Raw genomic sequence first — 24974 nt, 5'->3', positions numbered from 1 at the left:
ATTCGGCATTTCACCTTGACCCGACCAAAGGCAGTGACCATGACCAAGAAACCGCACCGCAACGGTAGGGGCCTTTTCCTCGGGGCCGTGCTTGGCGCCGTCGTCGGGGCGCTGTTGGGCCGTATGGCCGGGAGTGCACTGTTCGGGGCGATACTTGGCGCCGTCATTGGAGCGGCCCTGCTGTACCGGGTGAACCCGGGCCCCTGGAACAGGGACTGACCGTAACCGGGTCTATCGGCCCGTATAAGCCCTCCCCTTAGGGCGCCTGGCAGGGCAGAATGGTGGCCAGCCGGGGGTTTCCCCTGCTTCGCCGGTGAAGGGGACATCACATGAGTGCGGCTGATGGATACAGGGGCACTGTTTACGGCCTGGCGGCCATACGGCGGCTGCCCCTGACCCTGGGACTCGTGCTGTTCCTTTGGGTTGTCGGCGCAGTTACGGGCAGCCTTGTCGCCGGTCCCAACGAGTCACTCCTGGAACAAGTCGGGCTGGGTTTGGCGCTGGATCCGGGACCGGGATGGTCCATCTTCACATCATCTTTCTTTGCCTCATCCTTGCTGGACTATCTGGCATGCACGGTTCTGATCCTGGTGGGCGTGGGTATCGCCGAGCGCACCATGGGGCCATGGCTGGCGCTGGCAGCATTCATCTTTGGTTCCGCTCTGAGCGCCCTGGTGCTGATGGGGCTGGTTGCTTTTGGAACGGACAACAGCGACCAATGGCTGAGTTTCCTGGGTGGCGAGTACGTTGTGGGCGCTTACGGTGGTGCCGCCGCTGCGTTGGGATGTTCGACGGCGGCGCTGGAGGCGCTGTGGCGTCGTCGCCTCCGGACATGGTTGCTGGCCGCCACGCTCATGTTCGCGTTGTTTGTAGGCGTCGCACAAACACTCCAGGCCCTTGCCGGCGCTGTCATCGGCATTCTGGCCGGTTGGGCCGTCCAAGCCCTGGTGCTGCGGCGGCGTGCGGGCTCCCTTCATTCTTCGAGTCTTCGTGAGACCCGGTTCCTTGTGGGCACTGTGGTGGGTGTGTTCGCCTTGGGTCCCTTGCTGACGCAGCTAACGGGCACGTTGGAGGTCGGCCCGCTTTCTGTGGTTTCCGAGGTGATGCTGCAGGCAAGTCCCAGCGTGGACAAAGTCAACGAAGCATGCGACAACGACAAGAGCTGCGTCACGCTGCAAAGTGTTGTGGGCGTGCAGAGTTTCGGTGCCACCATCCTCACAGTGATCCCGGTGCTGTTGCTGCTTGTCTGTGCTGAGGGGCTGCGCCGTGGTCGCCGCCTTGCGTACAGGCTGACCCTGGTCATCCAGCTGTATCTGGCGTTCGTGACGAGCGTGGCAATCCTGCAGTACGTGACGGATCCGGAAGTGACTCTCGGCAATGACGACATCGGCTACCTCCTGCTGTATGCCGTTCCGGCTATCCTGGCGCCGCTGATCATCGCGGTCCTGCTGGTGGTCAACCGCCACAAATTCCAGGTGGAATCCAGCGACGCCGGATATCGCGTCCTGGGCAGGACAACCCTCATCATGGCTGCTGTGGCGGCGGCCCTCTATGTGGTCTTCTGGTTCCTGGAGGGCAACCCCAGCCGCTCATCCCTATGGGACCTCGCAGGCCAATTGACCCATATCCTGGTCCCCTTCCCCGTTCCGTTCGTCGTTGAACTGCCCCAGGGACTGCTGAGCACAGTTCTTTACGGACTGGGCGGGGACGTCATCTGGCTGTGCATCCTTTTGATGGTCCTGAACAATTTCCAGCGGTTCCGGGCGCTGGCGAAAGACCCTGCTGCGGATCTGGGACACACCCGTGAACTGCTTCATGACGGCGGGGGCACCTTGTCCTGGATGGCCCTGTGGGACAACAACCAGTACTGGTTCACACCGGACAGGAGGGCTGGCCTCGCCTACCAGGTGCACAACGGGGTGGCACTGACGGTGGCGGGTCCGTTCGGAGCCCGCCAACACCACACCGAGGCTGCCACAGGCTTTCTGGCACATTGCGCAGCACTGGGCCTCACACCGTGCTTCTACTCGGCCACGGCGGAGCTTGACGAAGCTCTCCTCCCCCGCGGCTTCCGCAAACTGGAGGTGGCGGAAGAAACCCTGCTGAACGTCCAGGCCATGACGTTCAAAGGCAAGGAATGGCAGAACGTCCGGACCGCGCTGAACAGGGCGGAGAAGCTGTCCATCAAGGACCACTGGTACCACTACGCGGAGATGCCTCCGGGGATCCGGGCACAACTTGCCGAAATCTCCGAAGAGTGGGTGGCGGACAAGGCCCTCCCCGAGATGGGGTTCACGCTGGGCGGACTCGATGAACTGAAGGATCCCGAAGTCATGTGTTGCGTCGCGGTGGACGACGACGGCCTGGTCCATGGGGTCACAAGCTGGCTGCCGGTCTTTACCGACGGCGTGGTGTCGGGTTGGACCTTGGACTTCATGCGCCGCCGAACCACTGGTTTCAAAGGGGTCATGGAATTCCTGATCGCCTCCGCTGTTACGCACTTCAAGGACGACGTTCCGCGCATCTCGCTGTCAGGCTCCCCGCTGGCCAACACGGGGGCAGCGACGGACGACGGTGACCACAGTGCCTTGGACCGGGTCCTGGCAATGCTGGGCAATGCACTGGAGCCCATGTACGGCTTCAAGTCCCTGGCAGCTTTCAAATCGCGGTTCCAGCCCGAGCACCGCACTCTGTACATGTATTACCGGGATCCGCTGGCCCTGCCGTCCATAGGCCTTGCCGTTGGGTCGGCGTATTTGCCGGGGTTGTCCCCCGCACAGAGCGCCGGTTTGCTACGCCAAATGGTTGCCCGGGAACCCGCCGCATGACTGCCGCCGGACGGACGCGGCAGTCATGAAGGGCCTCCTGGAAATCGAGATCAGCGGCCCTGTGGTCATGACGATAGCGGTGATTATCGGCGTCGGGCTTTTCCTGTTGCTGTTCCTCAGGCCGTCTTCGCACTGGGTCGTCACAGCGGTCGTTGGCATTGTGGTGACAGCAGCGCTGGGTTGGTTGACGGTCTGGATCGTGGAGGATGTCCTGGACGTCTTCCACGTGGGCCTGACACCCCGGGTGTGGTTCTGGGTGATCACAGGCTTCGCTGCACTTGGCCTGGCCGCGGTTAGTTTTCGCCACAGTCCCCGGTGGCGGAAGGCCGTGGCGGCGATATCGATTCCCGTGTTCCTCCTGGTCACTGCGCTGGGCGTCAACATGGAGTTCGGGCTCAACAGGACCCTGGGGTCAGCGCTGGGGATTTCCACTGAGGAAGCCATCCAACTGAGCAAGCCGGACCCGGATGCTCCTGTCCCTTCCGGGCCCCTGTGGCAGAACTGGAAACCGCCAACCAACATGCCAGCAAAAGGCGAAGTGGGAACGCAGGTCATTCCACCCACCGCCTCGGGTTTCAATGCCCGCCCTGCCGGGATCTACCTGCCGCCTGCTGCCCTGACGGAGAACCCACCCCGTTTGCCCTTGTTTGTCCTCATGATGGGCCAGCCGGGCCTGCCTGACCCCCAGTACGTTTCGGCCGCGTTGGACGAATTTGCTGCGAAGAACAATGGCTTGGCGCCCATCGCGATCGTGGCCGACCAGATCGGACCGGATCAGGACGACACTCTATGCCTGGATACGGCCAAGTACGGAAACGTGGAGAAGTACATCAACGTTGACGTGGTGAACTGGGCCAAGGCGAACCTGAACATCCTCCCGGACCGCGATCATTGGACCATCGCCGGATACTCCAACGGCGGGCAGTGCGCCATCTCCTTTGCGCTCAAATACCCGAAGATGTGGGGCAATGTGGTGGATATCTCCGGCGAGGAGTTTCCCGGGGCGGAGGACCCTGCAGGCAACCTGGCAGAGATCTTTGGCGGCAACCAGGCAGCCTATGACGCCCAGAAGCCCATCAACATCATGAAGGGCAAGCAATGTCCAGACACCACTGCCGTTTTCACCGTCGGCTCGGATGATGTGACCTATGTTGCAGCTGCGAAGGCTGTCTCGGCAGCTGCAAAAGCTTCCGGAATGACGGTTACCTATTACGAGGTGCCAAACGGCGGGCATGTAGGCATCGCATTGAACGCCGGCCTGACAAAGGGCTTTGAGGTGCTGTATCCGAGACTCGGCTTGTCCCCCTAGGCAGCCCTGTTGCCGGCCCGTCCCCGGCGATAAAGTTGAGATGTGCCACATTGGCAAGAGCTGCAGCCGCTTCCGGCACCTTGGCAGCGTCGGGATGAACGCATCCTGCCGCTGTGGTGGGACCGGCTGTGCTCCGTGACCAGTCCCCAGTCTGCTGCCCTCTATGCGGCAGGCCCTTTTCACGGATGACAGGCGCCGGCCAATCGCCCAGTGGTACAACCCCGAAGCCGACGCCGCGTTGCTGGTTGCCCCCGAGACCTCACCCGAGTGGCCGGTCCAGCGGTTTGGAATCTTCTATGCGCCCCCGGGCGGAGGTTTCACCCGCGTCTACTCCGCTCCCCATGAGTGGCATCCGCGCGAACCGCGGACACCCCCTACCGAACAGGAAGCCTTCCTGGCAGCCGTGGCCGAAGCCGCACGGTTCCTCCAGGTGGAGATGGATTTCGTGTAAAAAGTGGACCCCGCACCAGTACGAAACCGGTGCGGGGTCCTTGCGCTCCTCCGACTGGACTTGAACCAGTAACCCTTCGATTAACAGTCGAATGCTCTGCCAATTGAGCTACGGAGGAATGAAGCGGTTATGACTTTAGCAAAGGTTTTAGGCGAATGCGAATCGGACGAAGATACCCCCTGGGGGTATAAAAATACCCCCGTTCCGAAACTCCGGAACGGGGGTATTGTGCGCTCCTCCGACTGGACTTGAACCAGTAACCCTTCGATTAACAGTCGAATGCTCTGCCAATTGAGCTACGGAGGAATGAAGCGGTTACTAGCTTAACAGGGCCCCGCCGGAAAACGAAATCGAGCCTCCAGACCGCTTCCGACGGCCCTCGGCAGGGACCCTCAGGAGTCTGAACGCAGGGCTCGACGCTGCATTTCCAACACCATCAGTTCGCGGTTCAGCCGCTGGAATTCCTCGGGAAATGCAGCTGCGTCAAGGCGCTGCAGCTGGCCCATCTTGTCCGCTTTAATGCGGGTGATCTGCAGTTCGAAAAGCCTCGCCAAAATGTCCCGGCAATACCGTTGCATGGCCTCCGGGGTACTGGCCGGCAAGGGAGTTACAGCCAACTCCGAAACCAAGGGCCGAAGAGGCTCCGGGACTTCCTGCCGGATGCGCTCCACCCATGCCACCGGATCAGCCGCGTGGGCCAATCCTGTGGCACGCACAGCTGCATGCACCGCCGCGTATGCAGGAGTAGCAAAATGGGACGCCTCAAAGCGCTCCCATGCCCCGTCGCCCAGGACTGAGGGCTCTTGGAGGACGACTTCCAGCGCTTGGCGCTCCATCCCTGCCACGGGGTCCCGCGGGTCGGGACGATTGAAGACCTGACCGTTCGACGCCTGACCGTTCGACGATGCTGCCGTCGTCGTGGGTTGTTCCGCAGCACCGGACGGACTCGCGCCGGATGCCGCGCGCTTGGCTGCCGCCCCAACGTAGCGGGTGACTTCCTCAATCGGCATCCCCAACCAGCCAGCGAGTTCGCGTATGTAGGCGGGGCGGATGCCGGAGTCGCGGATTTGTGCCACAACGGGCGCCGCTTCCCGCAGCGCTGCGACCCGGCCTTCTACCGTGTCCAGGTTGTGCCTGCGGAGCGAGGCACGGATCGCGAACTCGAAGAGCGGCTTCCTGCTATCGATGAGTTCACGTACTGCGGCGTCGCCCTTGAGCTGACGAAGATCACACGGATCAGCGCCAGTGGGTTCCACCGCAACGTACGTTTGCGCGACGAACCGTTGGTCTTCCTCGAAGGCGCGGAGGGCCGCCTTCTGGCCGGCGGCGTCTCCGTCGAAGGTAAAGACAACCTCTCCCCCGGTGCCGTCGTCCGAAAGCAGGCGCCGGGCGATCTTGATGTGTTCGGTGCCGAACGCCGTGCCGCAGGTGGCGACCGCCGTCGTGACTCCTGCAAGGTGGCAGGCCATGACGTCGGTGTACCCCTCAACCACCACCAGCTGCCGGTCCTTGGCGATGTTGCGTTTGGCGATGTCGATCCCGTAGAGGACCTGGGACTTTTTGTAGAGGGTGGTTTCAGGCGTGTTCAGGTACTTTGGACCCTGATCGTCCTCGTAGAGCTTCCGGGCGCCGAACCCGATGGTGTCGCCGGCGATGTCCCGGATGGGCCAAATGAGCCTGCCACGGAAGCGATCATAGATGCCCCGGTTTCCTTCAGAAAACATGCCCGTAAGTTTGAGTTCAGCATCGGTAAACCCGCGGCCACGCAGGTGCTTAAGGAGCGAGTCCCAGCCCTGGGGCGCATAGCCCACGCCGAAGTGCTCTGCTGCCGCACGGTCAAAGCCCCTGCCAGCGAGGAAGTTGCGGCCCTCGGCCGCTCCGGGGGTCAGCAGTTGGGCACGGAAGAACTCATCGGCGATCTTATGGGCATCCAGGAGACGCTGGCGCTTGCCCACTTCTTCGCGGCTCGGACCACTGCCACCGTCCTCGTACCGAAGCTCGTAGCCAATTCTGGCGGCCAGCTTTTCCACTGCCTCGTGGAAGGAGCTGTGGTCCATTTTCTGGACGAAGGAGATGGCATCCCCGTCTTCGCCGCAACCGAAGCAGTGATATCTGCCCACTTGGGGGCGCACAGTGAAGGATGGTGAGCGTTCATCGTGGAAGGGGCACAGGCCCTTGAAACTGCCCAGGCCAGCACTCTTCAGGGTGACGTAACCGTCAACGACTTCCTTGATATCCGTGCGCTGGCGTACTTCGTCGATATCTTCACGTTTGATCAAGCCAGCCACGTGACCATCCTAGCCGCTCCGCCTTGACGGCCCTGGCTGAAGGCTGGCGGAGCAACAGGCTGATAGTGCTACCAGAGCGACGGCAGGCTCCCCACCAGGCGCTCGTACATGGCCAGCGCGGAACCATCCGTCAATGACGCCACCTGGTCAATCACTACCCGCAGCCGGGCCCCGTCATCGGCAGCGTCACGCCAGTCAGCAGCGAACATCGGCTCGAGGTGGCGGTCGCCCGTGGCATTCAGAACGCCCACGAGCGCGTGCAGGACTTCACGCTGGCGTTCGTAGACGGGCTGGCGGTGGTCCGTGGAAATGACGAACGTGGTGGCCAGGCCCTTCAGGACCGCGATTTCGGTCACGGTGTCCTCCGGGACCATCAGCTCGGCGCCATAGCGGGTCAGGTTGGCAGGGCCGAAATGGTCCCTGGTGGTTTCCATGGCGCTTTGGCAGAACCGGCCGATGAGCTGGCTGGTCATGTCCTTCAGGGCGGCCATGGATTTCCGGCTCCCGTCAGCCTCGCGGACCCACACTTTGGTGGCTTCCAGCCGGGCAAGGGCAGCATCGATGTCAGCAGGATCATTGTGTGGGAGGTACCACTGCTTGGTGTAGCCCACAACGCGGGCACGGTGGTCCGGATTCTCCATCCACTTCAGTTGGAAGTGGCCTGCGACGATTGCGTCCTCAACGTCGTGGACCGAGTAGGAAATATCGTCCGCGAGGTCCATCACCTGGGCCTCAATGCAGGAGCGGTTACCCGGAGCGCCCTCACGCAGCCATTCGAACACGGGAAGATCGTCCTCATACGCGCCAAACTTGCTGGTGCGGTGGCCATGGATGACGGGGGCGTCGACGGCGGACCACGGGTACTTGGACGCAGCATCCAGGCTGGCGCGGGTCAGGTTGAGCCCGGCGGGCCTGCCGTCCTCGGCAAGGACTTTCGGTTCCAGGCGCGTCAACAACCTCAGCGTCTGCGCGTTGCCTTCGAAGCCGCCAATAGTATGTGCTACTTCGTTCAGTGCTGACTCACCATTGTGGCCGAAGGGTGGATGGCCAAGGTCATGGCTCAGGCATGCGGTATCCACAACGTCCGGGTCGCAGCCCAGTGAACGGCCAAGTTCGCGGCCTACCTGGGCAACCTCCAGGCTGTGCGTCAGCCTGGTGCGAACGAAATCGTCCGTGTCCGGAGCAACAACCTGCGTTTTCGCGCCGAGCCGCCGCAGGGCCGAGGAATGCAGGACCCGTGCCCTGTCGCGTTCAAAGTCGGAGCGGTAGTTGGTCTTTCGCGGCTCTTCCACCCACCGCGCAGAATCCGCTTCGGTGTAGCCCGGAATTGCCTGCACGTAGTCGTGCGGCGTTCCGGTGCGTCCAAGCATCGCTTCGGTTCCCATGGGTATCTGCCTCCTTCAAGCGCCGTTGTGTGGTGCCTCTTGAGCCAGTCTTACACGTGTGAAGCTAGCCTCCTGACACGTCCAGCTCTGCTGCGGAGATTTCGGCACTCTGTTCCGCGTTCAGCTGACGGCTCATGAGCCAATCCTTGGGCAGCGCAGGCTTCTTCGGTGATCCGGCACGGCCGCGCGGGGCCCCTCGGAATCGACGCCCGGATACGGCAAATCCATGTCCAGTTCATCAAGGAGTCCGCGCAGGACCTCAAGGGTGGGAACGGTGGCCAGCTTGGCGCGAAGCTCCCCGCCAACTACGTAACCCTTGAAGTACCAGGCCATGTGCTTACGGATTTCCCGCAGTGCCTTGTACTCATCGTTGCCGAAGGTCTCCACCATGAGCTCTGCGTGACGGTAGACGCCTTCGGCGACCTCCCGCAGCCCCGGACGGTGCCGCTGATCGCTGCCTTCGAACGCCGCCTGCAGGTCACCGAACAGCCACGGGCGTCCTTGGCAACCACGGCCTACCACCACGCCGTCCACACCCGTTTCCCGGACCATACGGACAGCGTCCTCTGCGGACCAGATGTCACCGTTTCCCAGCACCGGAATGTCAGGCAGCGCCTCACGAAGGCGGGCGATGGCCGACCAGTCAGCCTGGCCGGAATAGAACTGGGCGGCGGTGCGGCCGTGAAGGGCGACGGCGGCCACTCCCGCATCGCGGGCGATGCGTCCGGCGTCGAGGTACGTCAGGTGGTCCTCGTCAATGCCCTTGCGCATCTTGATGGTGAGCGGGATGCCACCCTTGGAGGCTTCCTTCACCGCCGTCTGCACGATCGACGTGAACAGATCGATCTTCCATGGCAGCGCGGAACCACCACCGCGGCGGGTGACCTTGGGCACCGGGCAGCCGAAGTTGAGGTCAATGTGGTCAGCCCGGTCTTCCTCGACGAGCATGCGGACAGCCGCACCGACCGTTACGGGGTCAACACCATAGAGCTGCACGGAACGCACTTTCTCGTCCTCATCGTGGGAGATGATGCGCAACGATTCCGGGGTCCGTTCCACCAGCGCACGCGAGGTAACCATCTCGGCCACGTACAGGCCACCACCGTATTCACGGCAGAGCCTGCGGAAGGCCGAGTTGGTGATGCCCGCCATGGGGGCAAGGATCACGGGAGTGTCCACGGTGATCCCACCGAGCTGCAAAGGCGGAAGCTCAAGCTTTGGGGCAGGGGGCGTTGCTACTACAGTCACCCATCCATTGTTGCAAATCAGGGCAAATCGACCCTTTGCGCCCTACGGAATCGGTTTTTCCCCGTCGCCCCGGCGCTCCGCCTCACGCTGGGCACGGCGGCTCCCCGGGCGGGCAGGCTTGCCGGCCGCGCGGGAAGACCGGCCGCCGTCGAGCGTTTCGGCCCTGCCGGAACCCACGACGGCGGCCGCAGCAGCGAGCGTACCGGTATCGTCCACGTCCTCCGGATTCACGGACAGTGCGGGCGCAGGGACGGCACCCTTCACGCCTGTGGCCTTGACCACCAGGACAGCTATCAGCGTGGTAACCGGGATGGCGAGCACCAGTCCGATGGAGCCGACCAATGTCCGGATGACTTCCTCGGACAACTCCGCACTGGTCAGGGCCTCGGCAAGTGGGCGGTCGTAAAGCATCACGATGATCAGGATCGGAAGGGCGGCACCAGCGTACGCGAAGGCAATCGTGTAAACGGTCGAGGCGATGTGGTCCCGGCCAATCCGCATGGCCGAGGAGAACAGCTTCCGGGCACTGGTGTTCGGGGCCAGTTCGTAAAGTTCCCACACGGCAGATGACTGGGTAATGGTGACGTCGTTGAGGACGCCGAGGCCCTGAGATGATCAGGCCGCACAAGATGATGCCGGAGATTGAAATCTTGTCCGACATATTTATCAGCGTTGCAGCGTCATGGTCACCGACGCCTGCAAGGTTGGCAGCATCCGTGGCCCACGCCGCCAACAGCGCCGTAATGCCCAACCCGAAGATGGTTCCGAGCAGGGCCGTGGACGTCCTCGCCGAGAAACCATGGGCGAAGTACAGGACCCCGATCATGATCACCGTTGAACCCACCAAAGCCAGCATGAGTGGCGGCTTCCCCTCCACAAGCCCCGGCAGGATAAAGCTGACCAGCACGGCATAAGCGCCAACCAGGCCAAGGAGTGCCCGGAAGCCACGCCAGCGCGCCACAGCGATCACCACCACCGCATAGAGCACAGCCAGCAGGGCAATCGGCAGGCTCCGCACGAAATCCACAAAAACGTACGACGGCGAGCCGTTGGCCTGCGCCGCGCCCTGGACACCGGAAAGGTTCAGATAGCGGATCGAGTCCCCCACATTCACGCCATGGGATTTAGCGACGTCGGGGTTGATCACCACCTTGACGGCTTCCCCGCCCTTGTCCGGCTGCGTGAAGGCGAAAGTGCAGTCGGATCCGCCGGACTGGCCTGGATCGGTTTGGCCTGCACCGGTTTGGCCGGTTTGTGTGCAGCTTTCCTGCACCACGCTCTGGATCTTTCCGGTATCGAAAGTCACCCCCGGGGCAGCCTGGTAGGGACTCGCGAAGGAGATTCCCTCCCGGCTGCCCGAGGGCCACATGACCATCATGGCAATGACAGTGAGCACTCCAAGTGGAACCAGCACCGCAGCCAGGAGCCAGTTGGCGCGCTTCCGGGAGGCAATCGCCTGCGGAGTTGGCTCGGAACTTTCAGAATGACCGTGACCGTGGGAGTGCCCGTGACCCATCAGCTGCAAAACCTCATGGTTTCAAGCCTAGCCGGGTCAAACGCAAACCCTTCCCTCAGGCGGGCTTGATGTTCTGGTTCACGTGGAAAAGGTTGCCGGGATCGTACTTGCTCTTGACCTGCACCAGACGATCCCAATTGGGGCCGTAATTGTCAGTGACCCGGTTCTGGTCTTCAGCGTCCATGAAGTTGATGTACCCGCCCAGCGCCGAGTGCGGTGCAAGGGCCGCCGCATACCCTCGCGCCCAGGCGATGTTGGCTTCGTTATCCGTGGGTTCCATCCATTGGGCGGCAATGACGGGCGCAAACTTCATGTCACGGTGCGCAAAGGCTGTGTCATGGACGCCAACGCGTGAGACGGCGCCGTCGATGGGGTAGATGTGGACAGCCGTATTGACGCTGGTGACCGTCGCACCATGTTCGGCATGGGCTTGGATAGCGCCGTCGTTGAGCTCGGGGAGGAAGTTCGCCTTCCAGTAGCCCTGCATTCCTTTCTGGTTGAGCGCGTCGAAGGCAACGTTCAGGGCTGGGTACGGCATGGGAGCTACCAGTGAGCCCGCAACAGGGGCTGCGTCCAAGAAGGGCTGCCACCGCGCTTCGCCTTCTCCCAAGTCCCCCGTCCACATCCCGACCACCACACAGACGGGCTTGCCGTGCCACTCTTCGGGTAGGAACGGGACTGGCGGGCCCTGATGGAATCCCAGGAAAGCGCCGAACTCTTCGGGCGCGTTCGCGATGTAATCGCGGTAGAACCGGGCGACTGTGTCAGTATGTTCTGCGCCGTAGAGGATGACTCCGGCATGGACCATATCAACAGGATGGAGTTTGAACTCGAAGGAGGTCACGACGCCGAAGTTGCCGCCACCGCCCCGGAGCGCCCAGAACAGGTCCTCGTTCTGGTCCTCGCTGGCCACCAGGAACTTTCCATCAGCCGTGACCACATCGGCTGAAACGAGGTTGTCGCAGGAGAGACCGTACTTTCGGGCAAGGTAGCCTATTCCGCCGCCCAGGGTCAGTCCCGCAACTCCCGTGGATCCGACGATCCCACCGGTAGTCGCCAGCCCGAACGCGTGCGTTGCGTGGTTGAAATCAGCCCACGTGGTTCCGCCTTCGGCCCGCGCAGTTGCGGTCTCCGGATCAACCCGCACTCCTGTTCGGTTGACGAAGTCCAGCACCAGGGCGTCATCCGCTGTTCCAAATCCAGGAGCACTGTGTCCGCCGCCCCGAATGGCCAGGGGCATGGAATTCTCCCGTGCGAAGTTCACCCCCGCAATCACATCCGCCACCTGGGCCACCCGGACGATGCCCGCCGGACGTTTGTCGACCATGGCGTTAAAGACTGCCCGTGCCGAATCATATTCAGGGTCTTCGGGAGTGATGAGCTGTCCGCGCAGCTGATCCCGCAGCCCGTCCAAGGCCGTTCCGTTCATTGTTGTTACCGCCGATTCAGAGGAGACCGGAGCTGTTCCACAGACGCCGCTTCCCTCCGAGTGTGCCGGCGCGTGGCTTACGTCGCCTTCCTACTCCTGCGCCATGGCCGCGTCAAGGCTTTTCCACCACGAATGCGGGCTGAGCTTAAAGCGAGGATCCCGCCCTGCCCATCGGCGATGGGCAGGGCGGGATCCGGACATGCAAGTACGTGGTCAGTCGCTCACGATCAGTGTGTCAGCGCCACGAACGTGGGCCTTGCCCGACTCCAGCAAAGGTGCCAGAACGCTGCGCAGCGCCGTCATGGATTCGTCCACTTCCAACAGCACGGGGTGCTGGTACGCAATAAGCGCCAGAAGATCCCGTACGGCAGCTTCGGCGTCGTCGGCGGACAGCTTGGGATCGTGACCCAGGAAGACATCCGAGGGCTCCTCGGAGTTCCCCTGGGCGTAGCTGATGGCGAAGGCCTGGATCTTGCCTTTTCGGCTGGCCGGCACTCCCCCGCCAAAGGCGCTTGCCTTCGGAGCACGAAGCACAATGGCTCCGTGCGCTCCGGTGAGATCGTGCAGGAAGAGCCGCTGCACCGTAGCAATGCTGAGCTCGCCGGGGCTGTCCCAGTGATGGACAGCTGAGTAGTAGCGGCCCACCACTTCGCTGAGTTCCACGGATCCGGTGGCGAGGTCCTCCACGCGCTCCGAGGCAGCTTCCTCGGAACCGTCGCCGAACCGCGGGAGCTTCAGCGGCTCAGGCTCCACTACTACCAACTGGGAACGCTGGATGGGTCCCAGGCCTGCGGCCTCGGCGAAAGCGGCCCCCGGGGTGCCCGGTTCAACTTTGCTGCGGAGCCTGGAAACGCCCGACGGCGAGTTCCCGGCTTCGCGGCGCAGCATGGTCAGCAGGGTGGCACCGACGCCGTTCCGGCGATGGTCCTTGGCAACCTCGATGTAAGCCCAGAGACGTTCCGGGTGCAGGGACGCTTCGTGAACCACGCCGGCCGCAACGGGGATGCGAACGCCGTCAACGACGTCTTCGGCAACGATGCAGCGGCGCCAAGGCTGGTTGCTCGAAGGCGCCAAAGCAGCACGGAACTGTTCTGCAGGGAGGGTCTCCGGGCCGCCCCAGATTTCCAGGAGGGCGAGGTCGTCGCCTTCCTTCCACTCGCGGTATTCCAAGGCCACGGTTAGGCGCCGATCAGTCGTGCTGCCAGGTAAGCCTCAACCTTGTCCAGGGACACGCGTTCCTGGCTCATGGTGTCGCGCTCACGGATGGTCACGGCCTGGTCTTCGAGGGTATCGAAGTCCACGGTGATGCAGAACGGAGTACCGATCTCGTCCTGGCGACGGTAACGGCGGCCGATGGCGCCGGCGTCGTCGAAGTCGATGTTCCAGTTCTTGCGCAGCTGGGTGCCCAGCGCCTTTGCCTTCGGGGACAGGTCCTCGTTGCGGCTCAGGGGCAGGACAGCGGCCTTGACCGGGGCAAGCCGCGGGTCCAGCTTCAGGACCGTACGGACGTCGACGCCGCCCTTGGCGTTGGGTGCCTCGTCTTCGGTGTAGGCGTCAATCAGGAACGCCATGAAGGAACGGGTCAACCCGGCAGCCGGCTCGATCACGTATGGGGTGTAGCGCTCATTGGTGGCCTGGTTGAAGTAGCTCAGGTCCGTCCCGGAAGCCTTGGCGTGCGTGGAGAGGTCGAAGTCCGTGCGGTTCGCGATACCCTCGAGCTCGCCCCACTCGGAGCCTTGGAAACCGAAGCGGTACTCGATGTCCGTGGTGCCCTTGGAGTAGTGGCTCAGCTTCTCAAGCGGGTGCTCAAAGAAGCGGAGGTTTTCTTCACGGATGCCCAGGCTGGTGTACCAGGACATGCGCTCCTTCATCCAGTACTGGTGCCATTCCTCATCCGTGCCGGGCTCGACGAAGAATTCCATCTCCATCTGTTCGAACTCGCGGGTACGGAAGATGAAGTTGCCCGGCGTGATCTCGTTGCGGAAGGACTTGCCGATCTGGCCAATGCCGAACGGTGGCTTCTTCCGGGACGTGGTGAGGACATTGTTGAAGTTCACGAAGATGCCCTGGGCCGTTTCCGGACGCAGGTAGTGCATGCCCTCATCGTTGGCCACCGGGCCAAGGAAGGTCTTCAGGAGGCCGGAAAATTCCTGCGGCTCCGTCCATTGGCCGCGGGTGCCACAGTTGGCACAGGCAATGTCCTTCAAGCCGTTCTCGGCGGGGCGGCCCTTCTTTTCCTCGTACTCTTCCTCAAGGTGGTCGGCACGGTAGCGCTTGTGGCACGAGAGGCATTCCACCAGGGGGTCCGAGAACACCTCGACGTGGCCGGAGGCTTCCCAGACCTGGCGGGGCAGGATGACCGAGGAGTCCAGGCCTACGACGTCTTCGCGGCCGCGGACCATGCTCTGCCACCACTGGCGCTTGATGTTTTCCTTCAGTTCCGCACCCAGGGGTCCGTAATCCCACGCCGAACGGGAACCACCATAGATTTCACCGGCCTGGAAGACAAAGCCCCTCCGCTTGGAGAGGGAAATGACCTGGTCAAGGACGGATTTTGCTGCCATGGGTACTCCATTTGTTCTACAGGGCCGCTGGGTGCGGTCCGCGGTGGTTGCCCCGGATTCCGAACGAGGTTGTCCGGCGGGGTGGGCTGGGGAATTGGTGCGGATAATAACTGTGCAGAAAAGCTGCGTGTCCTAGCCTACCGGCCTTTGCCCGGGACCTTTCGTGCGAATGCTCCCCTGGGCCAGGGCAGCGTGGCCACGACGATCGCCGCGAGCGTCAATACCGTACCCAACACCGTGGGCAAGGCGACCACCGCACCGGGACTGGGGATCACGACGTCGAGCACTAAAGAACCCACCAACTGCCCGGCGATCATGCCCAGACCGGTGACCAGCACGCCAAGGCTTCGGACCAGGAACGCCGCAAGCCCAATGAAAAGGCAGCCCATGGGGCCGCCCAGGTAGAACCACCATTCACCCGGAAGCGGGTTGCCCGCGCCTGCCACGGAAAGCTTGATAAGCCAGGCAATCCAGAGGATGACGGCACCGGCGATGAAGTTGACCAGCGTGGCGGCGACAGGCGTCCCGTAGTGAACAGTGGCGGTTCCGTTCATGGCTTGCTGGAAACTCATGAGAAACCCTGCAGCCAGTGGCAACAGTACGGGCAACACCAGGGAGGCGATGTCGGTATTGCCCCCGAACCGAGGGGAAACTGCCCAGGCAACGGCGGCTACCGTCAGCACACTGCCCAGGATCCGCACTCCGGTAATGGACCGTTTGCCGCCGGGACCTATTCCCATTCGGTCCACAAGGAGGCCGCTCAGGGTCTGCCCGGTGACCACCGCCACAGTGAACAGCGCAACCCCCAGCAGGCCCACAGTGAATGTTTGCGCGATGACGAAGAGTGCACCGATCCCACCGGCCATGACGTAGAAGCGGGGAAAGCTACGGCTGCGGACCGCCGGGACGATGCGCCGAAGGCCTGCCCTGCCTTTGGGTGTGGCGAGGGAAATGGCCGCAATGAGGACGAGGCCTGTGGTGAAGCTCACCACGGCTGCGGCGATGCCATCGTCCAGCCGGGCCCCGAGAGCCCCGTTGATCCTTCCTTGAAGCGGAATGACCAGCCCAGTTGCTACTGCAACAGGGAGGCCAACGGCGAGCGGAAGGGTGGAACGACGGGAAGACTGCGGCACTGACACCACACTACGTCAGGCATCATTGCTTTATGAGCAACCCGGAAATCGAAGAGGTCCCCATCCGCGACGACATGATCCGCCTCGGTCAGCTGCTGAAGCTGGCCAACCTGGTGGAGGACGGCGTGGAGGCCACCGAGCTCATTAAGAATGGCTTGGTGAAGGTCAACGACGAGATCGACGAACGCCGGGGCCGCCAGCTGCACGCCGGCGACACCGTCACCGTCAACGGCCAGACCGTAAGGATTATCTCCGCCTGAAGCAACGCGGGGTCACTTAAGGCCCATGGTGAGGCCATTTATGGGCCGTAAGTGACCCCGCGTTGCGTTAAGATGCGAGGACTTTGTGCGTCAGGAATTCGCCTACGTGGCCGATTTCCTGCTGATTAATGCCATGCCACATGCCTGTGTAGAGCACCTTGGTGAGGTCCACGTGCTTGCGCACCCACCCCATGGTGTATTCGATCTTGTCCGGAGTAATGACGGGGTCCTGCTGGTCGCGGCCCCAGAACATCGGCAAGGTGCCGTCCAGTTCGGCATCGCGGAAGGCGGGGTCATCGCCGGCGTCCACCACGAAACCCGAAAGCCCGACGACGGCAGCGAAGTCCGCGGGACGGTACCGGAGCATGGTGGTCGCCATGGCCATGCCCATGGAGAAGCCGAGCAGCGTCACTGAAGAATGATTGGCTTTGACCGTATCCAACCATTCAAGGGCATACTCGGCGGCAAGCTTTACTGCTTCCAGGGAATAGTCGATTGACGCAGTGAGCGGGAACCAGGTGAAGCCGGGGCCCATGGGCATCGGCGCGCGCAGGGAAGCCACCACAAACCCTTCGGGAAGCAGGGCCCGCGAGGCTGAAGAGATCGTCCTCATTGGAGCCATAGCCGTGCAGCAGCACCAGAAGCGGCTTGCCCTCCCGTTCAGCTTCGTCATGGGACCACAGGACAACGGGCGCGGGGAATGCAACGGCTTCAGTCATGGGTCTATTCTTGCAGTTACTGATGAGTAACAACCTACGGTGGCGTAGGTTCGCAGATTCAAGGCAGGATGGAAAGCGTGAGTGACGTCAATTCATTGGTGAAGCCGGGCGAACCGGTTCAAACACACCCTTGGAGCCGTTACGTGGCACTGGGGGATTCGTTCACGGAAGGCATCGGCGATCCCGAGCCCCGGAACCCCGGCGGCTTCCGGGGATGGGCTGACCGTGTAGCGGAGGAACTGGGCCGCGGTCATGAGGATTTCGCTTATGCCAACCTTGCTATCCGTGGGCGGCTGCTGCAGCAGATCGTGGATGAACAAATTGGTCCTTGCCTGGAACTTCAGCCGGACCTTGTCTCGATTTCAGCGGGCGGCAATGACCTCATCCGGCCCGGTGGCGACCCGGACCTCTTGGCGGAGAAGCTGGATGCTGCTGTTCAGGAACTGGCCTCCGGTGGGGCGACTGTGGTGTTGTTCAACGGACCGGACACCGCGTCCTCGGTGTTGGGCCGCATCCGTGGCAAGGTGGCCATCTACAACGAAAACCTGAGGACTGTAGCTGCACGGCACGACGCCATCATCGCGGACATGTGGTCCCTGAGGCAGTTGGCCGATCCGCGGATGTGGGACGAAGACCGCCTGCACTTCTCACCTCTGGGACACCACACCATCGCGATGATGGTCCTTGAAGCGCTGAACGTCCAGCACACCCTTGAGCCCCTGGTGCCCAAGCCCCTGCCGGTCCGCACCTGGCGCGAGGCCCGATCCTCGGATCTGGTGTGGGCCCGCGAGTACTTTGTTCCGTGGGTTATCCGCAGGTTGCGGCATCGATCCTCCGGTGACGGCATTACCCCCAAACGCCCGACGCCGGGACCGGTCTTCGGCCCCAACGGCACCATGCTGCCGCGCGGCTGAGCTGATGGGACTGCGGCCGGGAGGATTCGATGCAGCCTAACAATGTTGTCCCCCTGCGCCTGCGCCGTCAGCAGCTGCGGGCTCCCTACGGCGAAAACGTTGATGATGTTCTGCGCAACCTCCTGGCGGTGCAGTCGCAGGAATTTCCGTATGCCAGGTGGAGCCTCGCCCAAAGGGCGGTCGGGAGCACTGCCGATGAGGTGGAGCAGGCGGTGGCTGACGGCAGGATCCTCCGGACGCATATCCTGCGGCCGACGTGGCATTTTGTGCACCGTGACGACCTCGGCTGGTTGATGGGTTTGTCTGCAGATCGCCTTCATCAAGGCAACAAGGGCATGTACCGGCAGGCGGGAGTTGATGAGCACGCAGCCGCCCGCAGTGGGCACATCCTTGCCGAAGCGGTGGCCGGTGGAGCCCACAAAACACGCGAAGAACTAGCCGGAATACTGGAAAAGGCGGGGCTCCCCGGCAAAGGCCTTGGCTTCGTTTACCACCTCATGCACGCCGAGATCAGCAAAATCCTGGTGAGCGGCAGCCCGGTCCGTTCTGCAGGGGGTGCACTGAAACAGACATACGCCTTGTTCGAGGAACGTGTGCCCGACGGCAATACGTCCCTGATGGAGGACGGCGACCGCGAATGGGCCTTGGGCCAGCTGGCCCTGCGGTACTTCAGCAGCCGGGGACCTGCCACCATCAAGGACTGTGCCGCGTGGTCCGGACTGACCATCAAGGATGTACGGCTTGGCTTGCAGGTAGCTGAAGAGTCCGTTCCGGGCGCCTTGGCAACCGTGGCGGTCGACGGCTTGGACTTCTACTTGCCAGCAGAAGATGTGGAGGCACTTGCAGCGACTCCCCCACCAGGTGACGATGGGCCAGGACTTCCCCGTGTCGATCTCATCCAGTGCTACGACGAGTACGTGATGGGCTATTCACAATCGAGGCACTACCTCGGCGGCAGGGCGCCCTATTTCCCCGAGGGCGATGCTCCAATTCACGTGGTGTTGCTCGATGGCAGGTTGACCGGATGGTGGCGCCACAGCTTCTCGGGTGGGATCTGCGAACTCGACATCAGAATGAACAGGCCACTCACAACAGCCGAACAACAAGCTTTGGAGGCAGAAGTGGAACGCTACGGGAGGTTCCTGGGCATGGAGACAAAGCTGGTGTGAAACTGCGGGACTAAGCTGGGTTAAGACCTAGGAGGCCTGCACCGTGAACAATCTGATCTTCTGGATCATCGTCTGCTCGTGGCTGATTCCCATGGGGATACGCATGTACAACAAGTCCCGGGCGCGGCGGCTCCAGGACCGCAATTTCCCGGGCCCGAATTATCCGGGCCCCGGCTATCCCCCGCAGAATCTTCCGGGACCGGGTTACCCGCAGCCGAATTATCCGGGCTATCCCACGCAGCCCACCACCATCCGCCCTGCCGATGCCCCACCGCCGCCAGGACCGGCGTCGAACGCTTCTTCACCTACGTTTCCGAGCCACCGCGGCTCTGAGCAGCAAGGCTTCCGCGCGCGCAAGCTGGCCGAACTGGACCTCAAGTTCAGCAACGGCGAAATTGCCATGGAGGATTACATGAAGCAGCGCGGCGACATCATGAACGGCTGAGCCGGCTTAGGCGAAGAAGGCCTCGCGAAGCTGCTTCGATAGTTGGCCGATTTCGGTCAGGAAGCCATCGTGGCCGATGGGGGCCTCGATCACGTGGACGGGCACATTGCCTGGCAGGTTTTGCGCCAGTTCCACTGACTGGGCCGGAAAATAGAGGCGGTCGGAATCGACGGCTGCCACAAAGAATTCAGCAGTGGCGGCAGCCAAGGCTTCCTTCAAGGTGCCCCGGCCCCGTCTGATGTCGTGGGACATCAGCGCCTCGGTGATGGCGATGTAACTGTTCGCATCGAACCGGCGCACCAGCTTGGTGCCTTGGTGGTCGAGGTAGCTTTCCACTTGGTAGCGGCCACGCTCCCCCAGGACCGCAGCGGCCAGGGGCGTCTCCTGGTGCTGGGCTTCCCGGCCGAAGCGGACATCAAGCTCCAGCGCTGACCGGTACGTGATGTGCGCTATCCGTCGGGCCAGGGCAAGGCCTGCCTCAGGAGTTGGTCCACCGTAGTAATCGCCGTTGTTGAAGTTCGGGTCCTGGCGGATGGCGAGCGTCTGCGACTGGGCGAAAGCAATTTGCTCGGCTGTGCTGTAGGCGCCCACAGAAATAACCGCGCACCGCTGAACACGCTCAGGGAAGGTGACCGCCCACTCAAGTGCCCGCGCCCCACCCATGGAACCGCCAAGGACTGCGTGCCATGCCTTGATCCCCAAGGCATCCGCGAGCCGGGCTTCAGCCACCGTGCTGTCGCGCAAGGTGATCAGTGGGAAGCGGGATCCCCAGGGCCGTCCGTCCGGCGCCTCTGACGATGGGCCCGTGCTGCCGTAACAGCCGCCGACAATGTTGATGGAGATAACGAAGAACCGGTTGGTGTCGATCGTCGCGCCGGGACCAACGAGTTGCTCCCACCAGCCTTCCTCATCAGTAGCACCGCGGGCCACATGCGTGCTGCCCGTCAGTGCGTGCTGAACCAGGACTGCGTTGGACGCATCCGCATTCAACTGCCCCCAGGTTTCGTAGGCAAGCACAACATCCGGGAGAAAACCGCCGGCTTCAAGTTCCAGTGAACCTACGCCGGCGTACTTGACCGTCCCGTCTTCTTTGCCCGGTTTGGGGGGTGCTGTAGCAGTAATGGTCATTCCTTTGACACCTAACCTCGCGCTTGCCTGCCGCCTTGCGTGCGACAGGCCAGGTCTTCACCCGGGGCACCCCACCGCGGAGGAGGGTTGCCGGCCAGCAAGCCGGGGCTGTCGCTGGCACTCATGACCTAATACGTAGAGTCTAGGAAAAATACCGCTGTCTTGGCGAAGAATGTGACAGCTGTGTGACGGTTTGGCGCCGCTTCGTTCAGGAACACGCACCGCGAAGGGCCGCCCGGCGAATTTTCGACGGCGGGCGGCCGCTCCCCCAGCAGCGCGATTAAGCGCCTTTGGCAGCCCGGAAACCGGCCTCAAGATCAGCAATAATGTCGTCCACGTGCTCTATTCCCACGGAGAGGCGGACAAGGCCTGGATTCACGCCCGCAACCAGCTGCTGTTCGACCGTGAGCTGGCTGTGGGTAGTCGACGCCGGGTGGATAACCAGCGAGCGGACGTCACCGATGTTGGCAACATGGGAGTGCAACTCCAGGCCGTCCACGAATCGCTTGCCGGCCTCGACGCCACCCTTGATGTTGAATGCCACCACTGCACCGGTACCCCTTGGCCCGTACTTACGGCCGCGGTCGTACCAAGGGCTGGACGGCAGGCCCGCAAAGGCAACCGATTCGACGTCGTCATGGGCTTCCAGCCATTCAGCCACTTTGGTGGCGTTCGAGACGTGACGCTCGACGCGCAGGCTCAGGGTTTCCAGGGCCCCTGGGCGATGAGGAAGGCGTTGAACGGGGAAACCGCCGAACCCAGATCGCGCAGCAACTGCACGCGCGCCTTGAGAATGTAGGAGAGGTTGGCTCCGAGCGCGCCATCCTTGCCAAGGTCCCGGGCGTAAACGAGTCCGTTGTAGCTGGGGTCCGGAGTATTGAATCCGGGGAAGCGCTCCGGGTCCTTGCCGAAATCAAAGTTTCCGGAGTCCACGATCACGCCGGCGATCGCCGCGCCGTGGCCGCCCAGATACTTGGTAGCCGAGTGCACCACGATGTCCGCACCCCACTCGATGGGACGGATGAGGTAGGGGGTTGAGAGCGTGTTATCCACGATGAGCGGCACGCCAGCCTCGTGCGCGGCGCGTGAAACACCCTCGATGTCCAGCACGTCCTGGCGCGGATTGGACACAACCTCGCCGAAGAACAGCTTGGTGTTGGGCTGCACGGCGTCCCGCCACTGGTCCAGGTTGTCCGGATCCTGCACGAACGTCACGGAGATGCCGAACTTCTTCAGAGTGTGCGCCAGCAGGTTGTAAGTGCCACCGTAGAGGCTGGGGCTCGCGACGACATGGTCTCCGGCCTCGGCAATGTTCAGGATAGCGAAGGTTTCCGCGGCCTGCCCTGAGCTAAGGAGCAACGCGCCCAGCCCGCCTTCGAGGCTGGCGATCCGCTGCTCCACGGCATCTTGTGTTGGGTTGCCGATACGCGTGTAGATCGGGGCGAGCTCGGCCAGTGCAAAGCGGTTGGCTGCGCTCTCTGCGCTCGGGAAAACGAAGGACGTGGTCTGGTAGATCGGAAGCGACCGCGCTCCCGTGGCAGAGTCAGGCTCCTGCCCTGCGTGGATCTGGCGGGTTTCGAAAGACCATCCTTGGGACATTGGGTTCTCCTCTTCGTGGCGCGCGGGTTTGCCGTTGATCGCTGTAGGCGTGGGCTGGGGCCAGTCTAGGAAGCGCCCGGGTACTTGGACAGCTTTGTGACGAAGGCAGTATTTTTCAGTCTTTACGCGACCCGGCGTGAAGCGTTCCGACGGCGCACAATAACATCCCATGTTAGTAAGGCTTCCCTTAGCTGAGACCCCGATCACAAAGTGCCAAGATGAAGCCATGCGCATGGATCACGTCTCTTACGCTTGTGAACGAGATGGCCTTTTGGCCACCACCGAACGAATTTCCGCAGCTCTGGGAGTGGACGCAGTCCGGGGCGGAGTGCACCCGCGCTTCGGTACCCGGAACATGATCATTCCCTTGGCGGATAACAAATACCTGGAAGTCGTAGAGGTCCTGGACCACCCTGCTTCCGACAAGGCACCCTTTGGCCAGGCAGTCCGCGCACGCTCGGCGGCTGGCGGCGGTTGGATGGGCTGGTGCGTCGCCGTTGACGACCTCGCCCCCTTCGAGGAACGCCTCGGCCGGTCCGCAGTTCCGGGCAACCGCAAGTTCCCGGATGGCCGCGAACTCGTATGGCAGCAGATCGGCATTCTCGGCTTGATCGCCGATCCCCAGGTGCCTTACCTGCTCAAGTGGGAGGGCGATCCCTCACTGCACCCGTCCAAGGTCTATGAGAGTGACGTCAAGATGTCCAGCCTCACCATTGCAGGCTCGGCGGAACGCGTTACCGAATGGCTGGGCGAGCCCGTAGAGAAGCCGCTTGAGGACGTCGCTGTCCAGTGGATGGCCCCGCACGGTACGCCTGGCATCATGTCCGTCACTTTCGAAACCGCATCCGGCGCCGTCACTATCTGACGCACACCTTCCCTGGGGCCTGGTCCCCTCCAGTCCAGCATGTTGGGTCACAGGTCCAGTGTGTCCGGTCAAGCTTCGGCCGCCATCAGCGGGTGCCAACGACGTCACCCACCGATGGCGGCCGAATTTCTCTTTAACGGTGCCCTGGTTAAGGGTCCCCTGCCTTCAAGGCTGTCTAGCCCAGGCCCTATCGCCTTGCCGAAGAGGCTGAAGCCAACGAACGCGACGATGTCCAGCAGCGCATGCGCAATGACCAAAGGCATCACCCGCTTCGTCTTGGTATAGATCCAGGCGAAGACCAAGCCCATGGCGAAGTTGCCGATGAACGGCCCGAAGCCTTGATACAAGTGGTAGCTGCCGCGAAGGGCCGCGCTCACGACAATGGCCAGCGGCGTGCTCCAACCGAATTTTCCGAAACGGTCCATGAGGTATCCCACGACGATCACTTCCTCAACGATCGCGTGGCGAATCGCGGAGAGAATCAACACAGGCACTGTCCACCAGTAAGCCTCCAGGCCGCTGGGCACAATGGCGGTGGTGATTCCCAGGGCACGGCCGGCCGCGTACAAGCCAAGTGACGGGATGCCAATGACTGCTGCGAGTCCCAATCCGTGTAAAAGGTCCTTGCCGGGGCGTGCGAAGTTGAACCCCAGCCGGGCAAGGCCACTTGCGCCTTCCCGCCCACCCTGGGCATGCGATGACAGGAAATAGAACACTAGGACCACCGGCACCAAAGCGAAGACAATGTCCAGTAGTTGATACGTGAGGTCGAAGTACTCGCGGGTGCTTTGGGACCTGTTAAGAGTGGAGGTTGCCTCGGACAGCGGCGCCCGCGTCATCTTGTCCAGGAGCTGCACCACGGAATACACAGCTGATTGGCCCAAAGACAGGCCCAGTACGATGAGTACTTCGGCGCGCAGGCGGCGGCGGGAAGCAAGGAGCATGTACCTATCTTGCCTGCAGTTCCTGCCACTTTGCCGTGAACTGTGCACGTTCCCGCTCCATCCGTAGGCAGACCCTATGCTTGGTGGGATGAGTGCCCCAGGGAGAATCTTCATGATCCGGCACGGCCAGTCCGCCGCCAATGCCGACACGTCAATCTACAACCGTGTGCCGGACTACCGCATTCCGCTGACCAAACGTGGAATTGAACAGGCGAGGATAGCTGGTGAGGCCCTCCGGCAGAAGCTCGACGGCGAGCAGGTCTGCGTTTATGTGTCCCCCTATTTGCGGGCATACCAGACTCTTGAGGCGTTGGACCTGGGACCGCTGATCGAGCGCGTCATCGAAGAACCGAGGCTGCGTGAGCAGGACTGGGCCAATTTTCAGATTGCCGGGGAAATCGAGGACCAGAAAGAGTTGCGCAACCTTTACGGCCACTTCTTCTACAGGTTCCGTGAAGGCGAGTCAGGCTCGGACGTCTACGACCGCGTGTCCTCATTCATGGAGACCCTTTACCGCCATTGGGAAAAGCCGACGTATGCCCCAAATACCCTCATGGTCACCCACGGACTGACCATGAGGCTGTTCTGCATGCGCTGGTTCCACTGGACTGTTGAGTATTTCGAATCGCTGAACAACCCGGACAATGCCGAACTCCGAACGTTGGTAAGGACCGACGACGGACAGTACAGCCTGGACAAACCGTTCAGCCAGTGGGTGCCAAGGGATGTTGACGATTCAGTGCTTCACGCGCCGAGAATGCGTTTCTAGCGGGAACGGTT

The 24974-nt window shown here is 62.4% G+C and carries 17 protein-coding genes, 2 tRNA genes, 5 pseudogenes and 1 riboswitch; of the genes and pseudogenes, 10 read left to right on the top strand and 14 right to left on the bottom strand.

Features of this window, described 5'->3' with window-relative positions:
* Positions 1-39 precede the first annotated feature (39 nt).
* The 4 genes and pseudogenes from LDP01_RS17690 (at position 40) to LDP01_RS17675 (ending at position 4588) form a co-directional block, all read left to right on the top strand.
* Positions 40-219 carry a YMGG-like glycine zipper-containing protein gene (locus LDP01_RS17690; protein WP_224092156.1) on the top strand — a complete coding sequence of 60 codons (180 nt, stop codon included), beginning with the start codon at positions 40-42 and terminating at the stop codon, positions 217-219.
* A 110-nt stretch (positions 220-329) separates the two neighbouring features.
* Entirely contained in the window at positions 330-2828 is a 2499-nt protein-coding gene (locus LDP01_RS17685) for an MprF family protein (RefSeq protein WP_224092154.1), read from the top strand.
* A gap of 25 nt (positions 2829-2853) precedes the next feature.
* On the top strand, positions 2854-4137 hold the full coding sequence (locus LDP01_RS17680; protein ID WP_224092152.1) for an alpha/beta hydrolase: 1284 nt from the start codon (positions 2854-2856) through the stop codon (positions 4135-4137).
* A gap of 42 nt (positions 4138-4179) precedes the next feature.
* Positions 4180-4588, top strand: a pseudogene (locus LDP01_RS17675) (hypothetical protein).
* A gap of 45 nt (positions 4589-4633) precedes the next feature.
* Here LDP01_RS17675 and LDP01_RS17670 read toward each other — a convergent pair.
* From LDP01_RS17670 to LDP01_RS17625, 10 genes and pseudogenes are all read right to left on the bottom strand, one after another.
* Positions 4634-4706, bottom strand: a tRNA-Asn gene (locus LDP01_RS17670).
* 115 nt (positions 4707-4821) lie between these two features.
* Positions 4822-4894 (bottom strand) — tRNA-Asn (locus LDP01_RS17665).
* Between the two features lie 86 nt (positions 4895-4980).
* Positions 4981-6876, bottom strand: coding sequence for a DNA primase (gene dnaG, locus LDP01_RS17660; protein WP_224092139.1), 1896 nt, complete (start codon positions 6874-6876; stop codon positions 4981-4983).
* Positions 6877-6944: 68 nt separating this feature from the next.
* The gene (locus LDP01_RS17655) at positions 6945-8261 is read right to left on the bottom strand and encodes a deoxyguanosinetriphosphate triphosphohydrolase (RefSeq protein ID WP_224092138.1); all 1317 of its coding nucleotides are present in this window, start codon (positions 8259-8261) and stop codon (positions 6945-6947) included.
* Positions 8262-8325: 64 nt separating this feature from the next.
* A pseudogene (gene dusB / locus LDP01_RS17650) lies at positions 8326-9509 on the bottom strand (tRNA dihydrouridine synthase DusB).
* Positions 9510-9551: 42 nt separating this feature from the next.
* A pseudogene (locus LDP01_RS17645) lies at positions 9552-11025 on the bottom strand (YibE/F family protein).
* A 55-nt stretch (positions 11026-11080) separates the two neighbouring features.
* On the bottom strand, positions 11081-12454 hold the full coding sequence (locus LDP01_RS17640) for an FAD-binding oxidoreductase (protein ID WP_224092136.1): 1374 nt from the start codon (positions 12452-12454) through the stop codon (positions 11081-11083).
* A 213-nt stretch (positions 12455-12667) separates the two neighbouring features.
* Positions 12668-13630, bottom strand: a complete 963-nt coding sequence (locus LDP01_RS17635) for a GNAT family N-acetyltransferase (RefSeq protein WP_224092133.1) — start codon at positions 13628-13630, stop codon at positions 12668-12670.
* 2 nt (positions 13631-13632) lie between these two features.
* Positions 13633-15018: a glycine--tRNA ligase gene (locus tag LDP01_RS17630; protein WP_216925355.1), complete on the bottom strand. Its 1386-nt coding sequence runs from the start codon at positions 15016-15018 to the stop codon at positions 13633-13635.
* Positions 15019-15155: 137 nt separating this feature from the next.
* The gene (locus tag LDP01_RS17625) at positions 15156-16160 is read right to left on the bottom strand and encodes a DMT family transporter (protein ID WP_224092131.1); all 1005 of its coding nucleotides are present in this window, start codon (positions 16158-16160) and stop codon (positions 15156-15158) included.
* A 23-nt stretch (positions 16161-16183) separates the two neighbouring features.
* On the opposite strand from LDP01_RS17625, the gene LDP01_RS17620 reads away from it, so the two are divergent.
* The gene (locus LDP01_RS17620) at positions 16184-16411 is read left to right on the top strand and encodes an RNA-binding S4 domain-containing protein (protein WP_224092129.1); all 228 of its coding nucleotides are present in this window, start codon (positions 16184-16186) and stop codon (positions 16409-16411) included.
* Between the two features lie 67 nt (positions 16412-16478).
* On the opposite strand, the pseudogene LDP01_RS17615 reads toward LDP01_RS17620, so the two are convergent.
* Positions 16479-17130 (bottom strand): annotated as a pseudogene (locus tag LDP01_RS17615) (alpha/beta hydrolase).
* 68 nt (positions 17131-17198) lie between these two features.
* Between LDP01_RS17615 and LDP01_RS17610 the strand changes: the two are divergent.
* The 3 genes from LDP01_RS17610 to LDP01_RS17600 are packed head-to-tail and all read left to right on the top strand — an operon-like array spanning position 17199 to position 19658.
* Positions 17199-18044: an SGNH/GDSL hydrolase family protein gene (locus LDP01_RS17610; RefSeq protein WP_224092127.1), complete on the top strand. Its 846-nt coding sequence runs from the start codon at positions 17199-17201 to the stop codon at positions 18042-18044.
* 29 nt (positions 18045-18073) lie between these two features.
* Positions 18074-19213, top strand: coding sequence for a winged helix DNA-binding domain-containing protein (locus tag LDP01_RS17605; RefSeq protein ID WP_224092125.1), 1140 nt, complete (start codon positions 18074-18076; stop codon positions 19211-19213).
* Between the two features lie 43 nt (positions 19214-19256).
* Positions 19257-19658, top strand: coding sequence for a hypothetical protein (locus LDP01_RS17600; RefSeq protein WP_224092123.1), 402 nt, complete (start codon positions 19257-19259; stop codon positions 19656-19658).
* A gap of 6 nt (positions 19659-19664) precedes the next feature.
* Here LDP01_RS17600 and metX read toward each other — a convergent pair whose 3' ends face one another.
* Both metX and LDP01_RS17590 read right to left on the bottom strand, forming a co-directional pair.
* On the bottom strand, positions 19665-20786 hold the full coding sequence (metX, locus tag LDP01_RS17595) for a homoserine O-acetyltransferase MetX (RefSeq protein WP_224092107.1): 1122 nt from the start codon (positions 20784-20786) through the stop codon (positions 19665-19667).
* Positions 20787-20800: 14 nt separating this feature from the next.
* Positions 20801-20915: riboswitch (SAM riboswitch) on the bottom strand.
* Positions 20916-21066: 151 nt separating this feature from the next.
* A pseudogene (locus LDP01_RS17590) lies at positions 21067-22385 on the bottom strand (bifunctional o-acetylhomoserine/o-acetylserine sulfhydrylase).
* Between the two features lie 226 nt (positions 22386-22611).
* Here LDP01_RS17590 and LDP01_RS17585 point away from each other — a divergent pair.
* Positions 22612-23250, top strand: coding sequence for a VOC family protein (locus LDP01_RS17585; RefSeq protein ID WP_216925364.1), 639 nt, complete (start codon positions 22612-22614; stop codon positions 23248-23250).
* A gap of 104 nt (positions 23251-23354) precedes the next feature.
* Here the strand turns inward: LDP01_RS17585 and LDP01_RS17580 are convergent, their stop codons facing one another.
* The gene (locus tag LDP01_RS17580; protein WP_224092105.1) at positions 23355-24194 is read right to left on the bottom strand and encodes a CPBP family intramembrane glutamic endopeptidase; all 840 of its coding nucleotides are present in this window, start codon (positions 24192-24194) and stop codon (positions 23355-23357) included.
* A gap of 112 nt (positions 24195-24306) precedes the next feature.
* Here LDP01_RS17580 and LDP01_RS17575 point away from each other — a divergent pair, with 112 nt between their 5' ends.
* Positions 24307-24963 (top strand): histidine phosphatase family protein, encoded by a 657-nt coding sequence (locus tag LDP01_RS17575; RefSeq protein WP_263433780.1) that lies wholly within the window; start codon positions 24307-24309, stop codon positions 24961-24963.
* Positions 24964-24974: the final 11 nt, after the last annotated feature.

This window comes from Arthrobacter sp. StoSoilB13 (assembly GCF_019977255.1).
Taxonomy (GTDB): domain Bacteria; phylum Actinomycetota; class Actinomycetes; order Actinomycetales; family Micrococcaceae; genus Arthrobacter.
The sequence above is the reverse complement of the archived record's forward strand: the minus strand, read 5'-3'. Positions and strand labels throughout refer to the sequence as shown.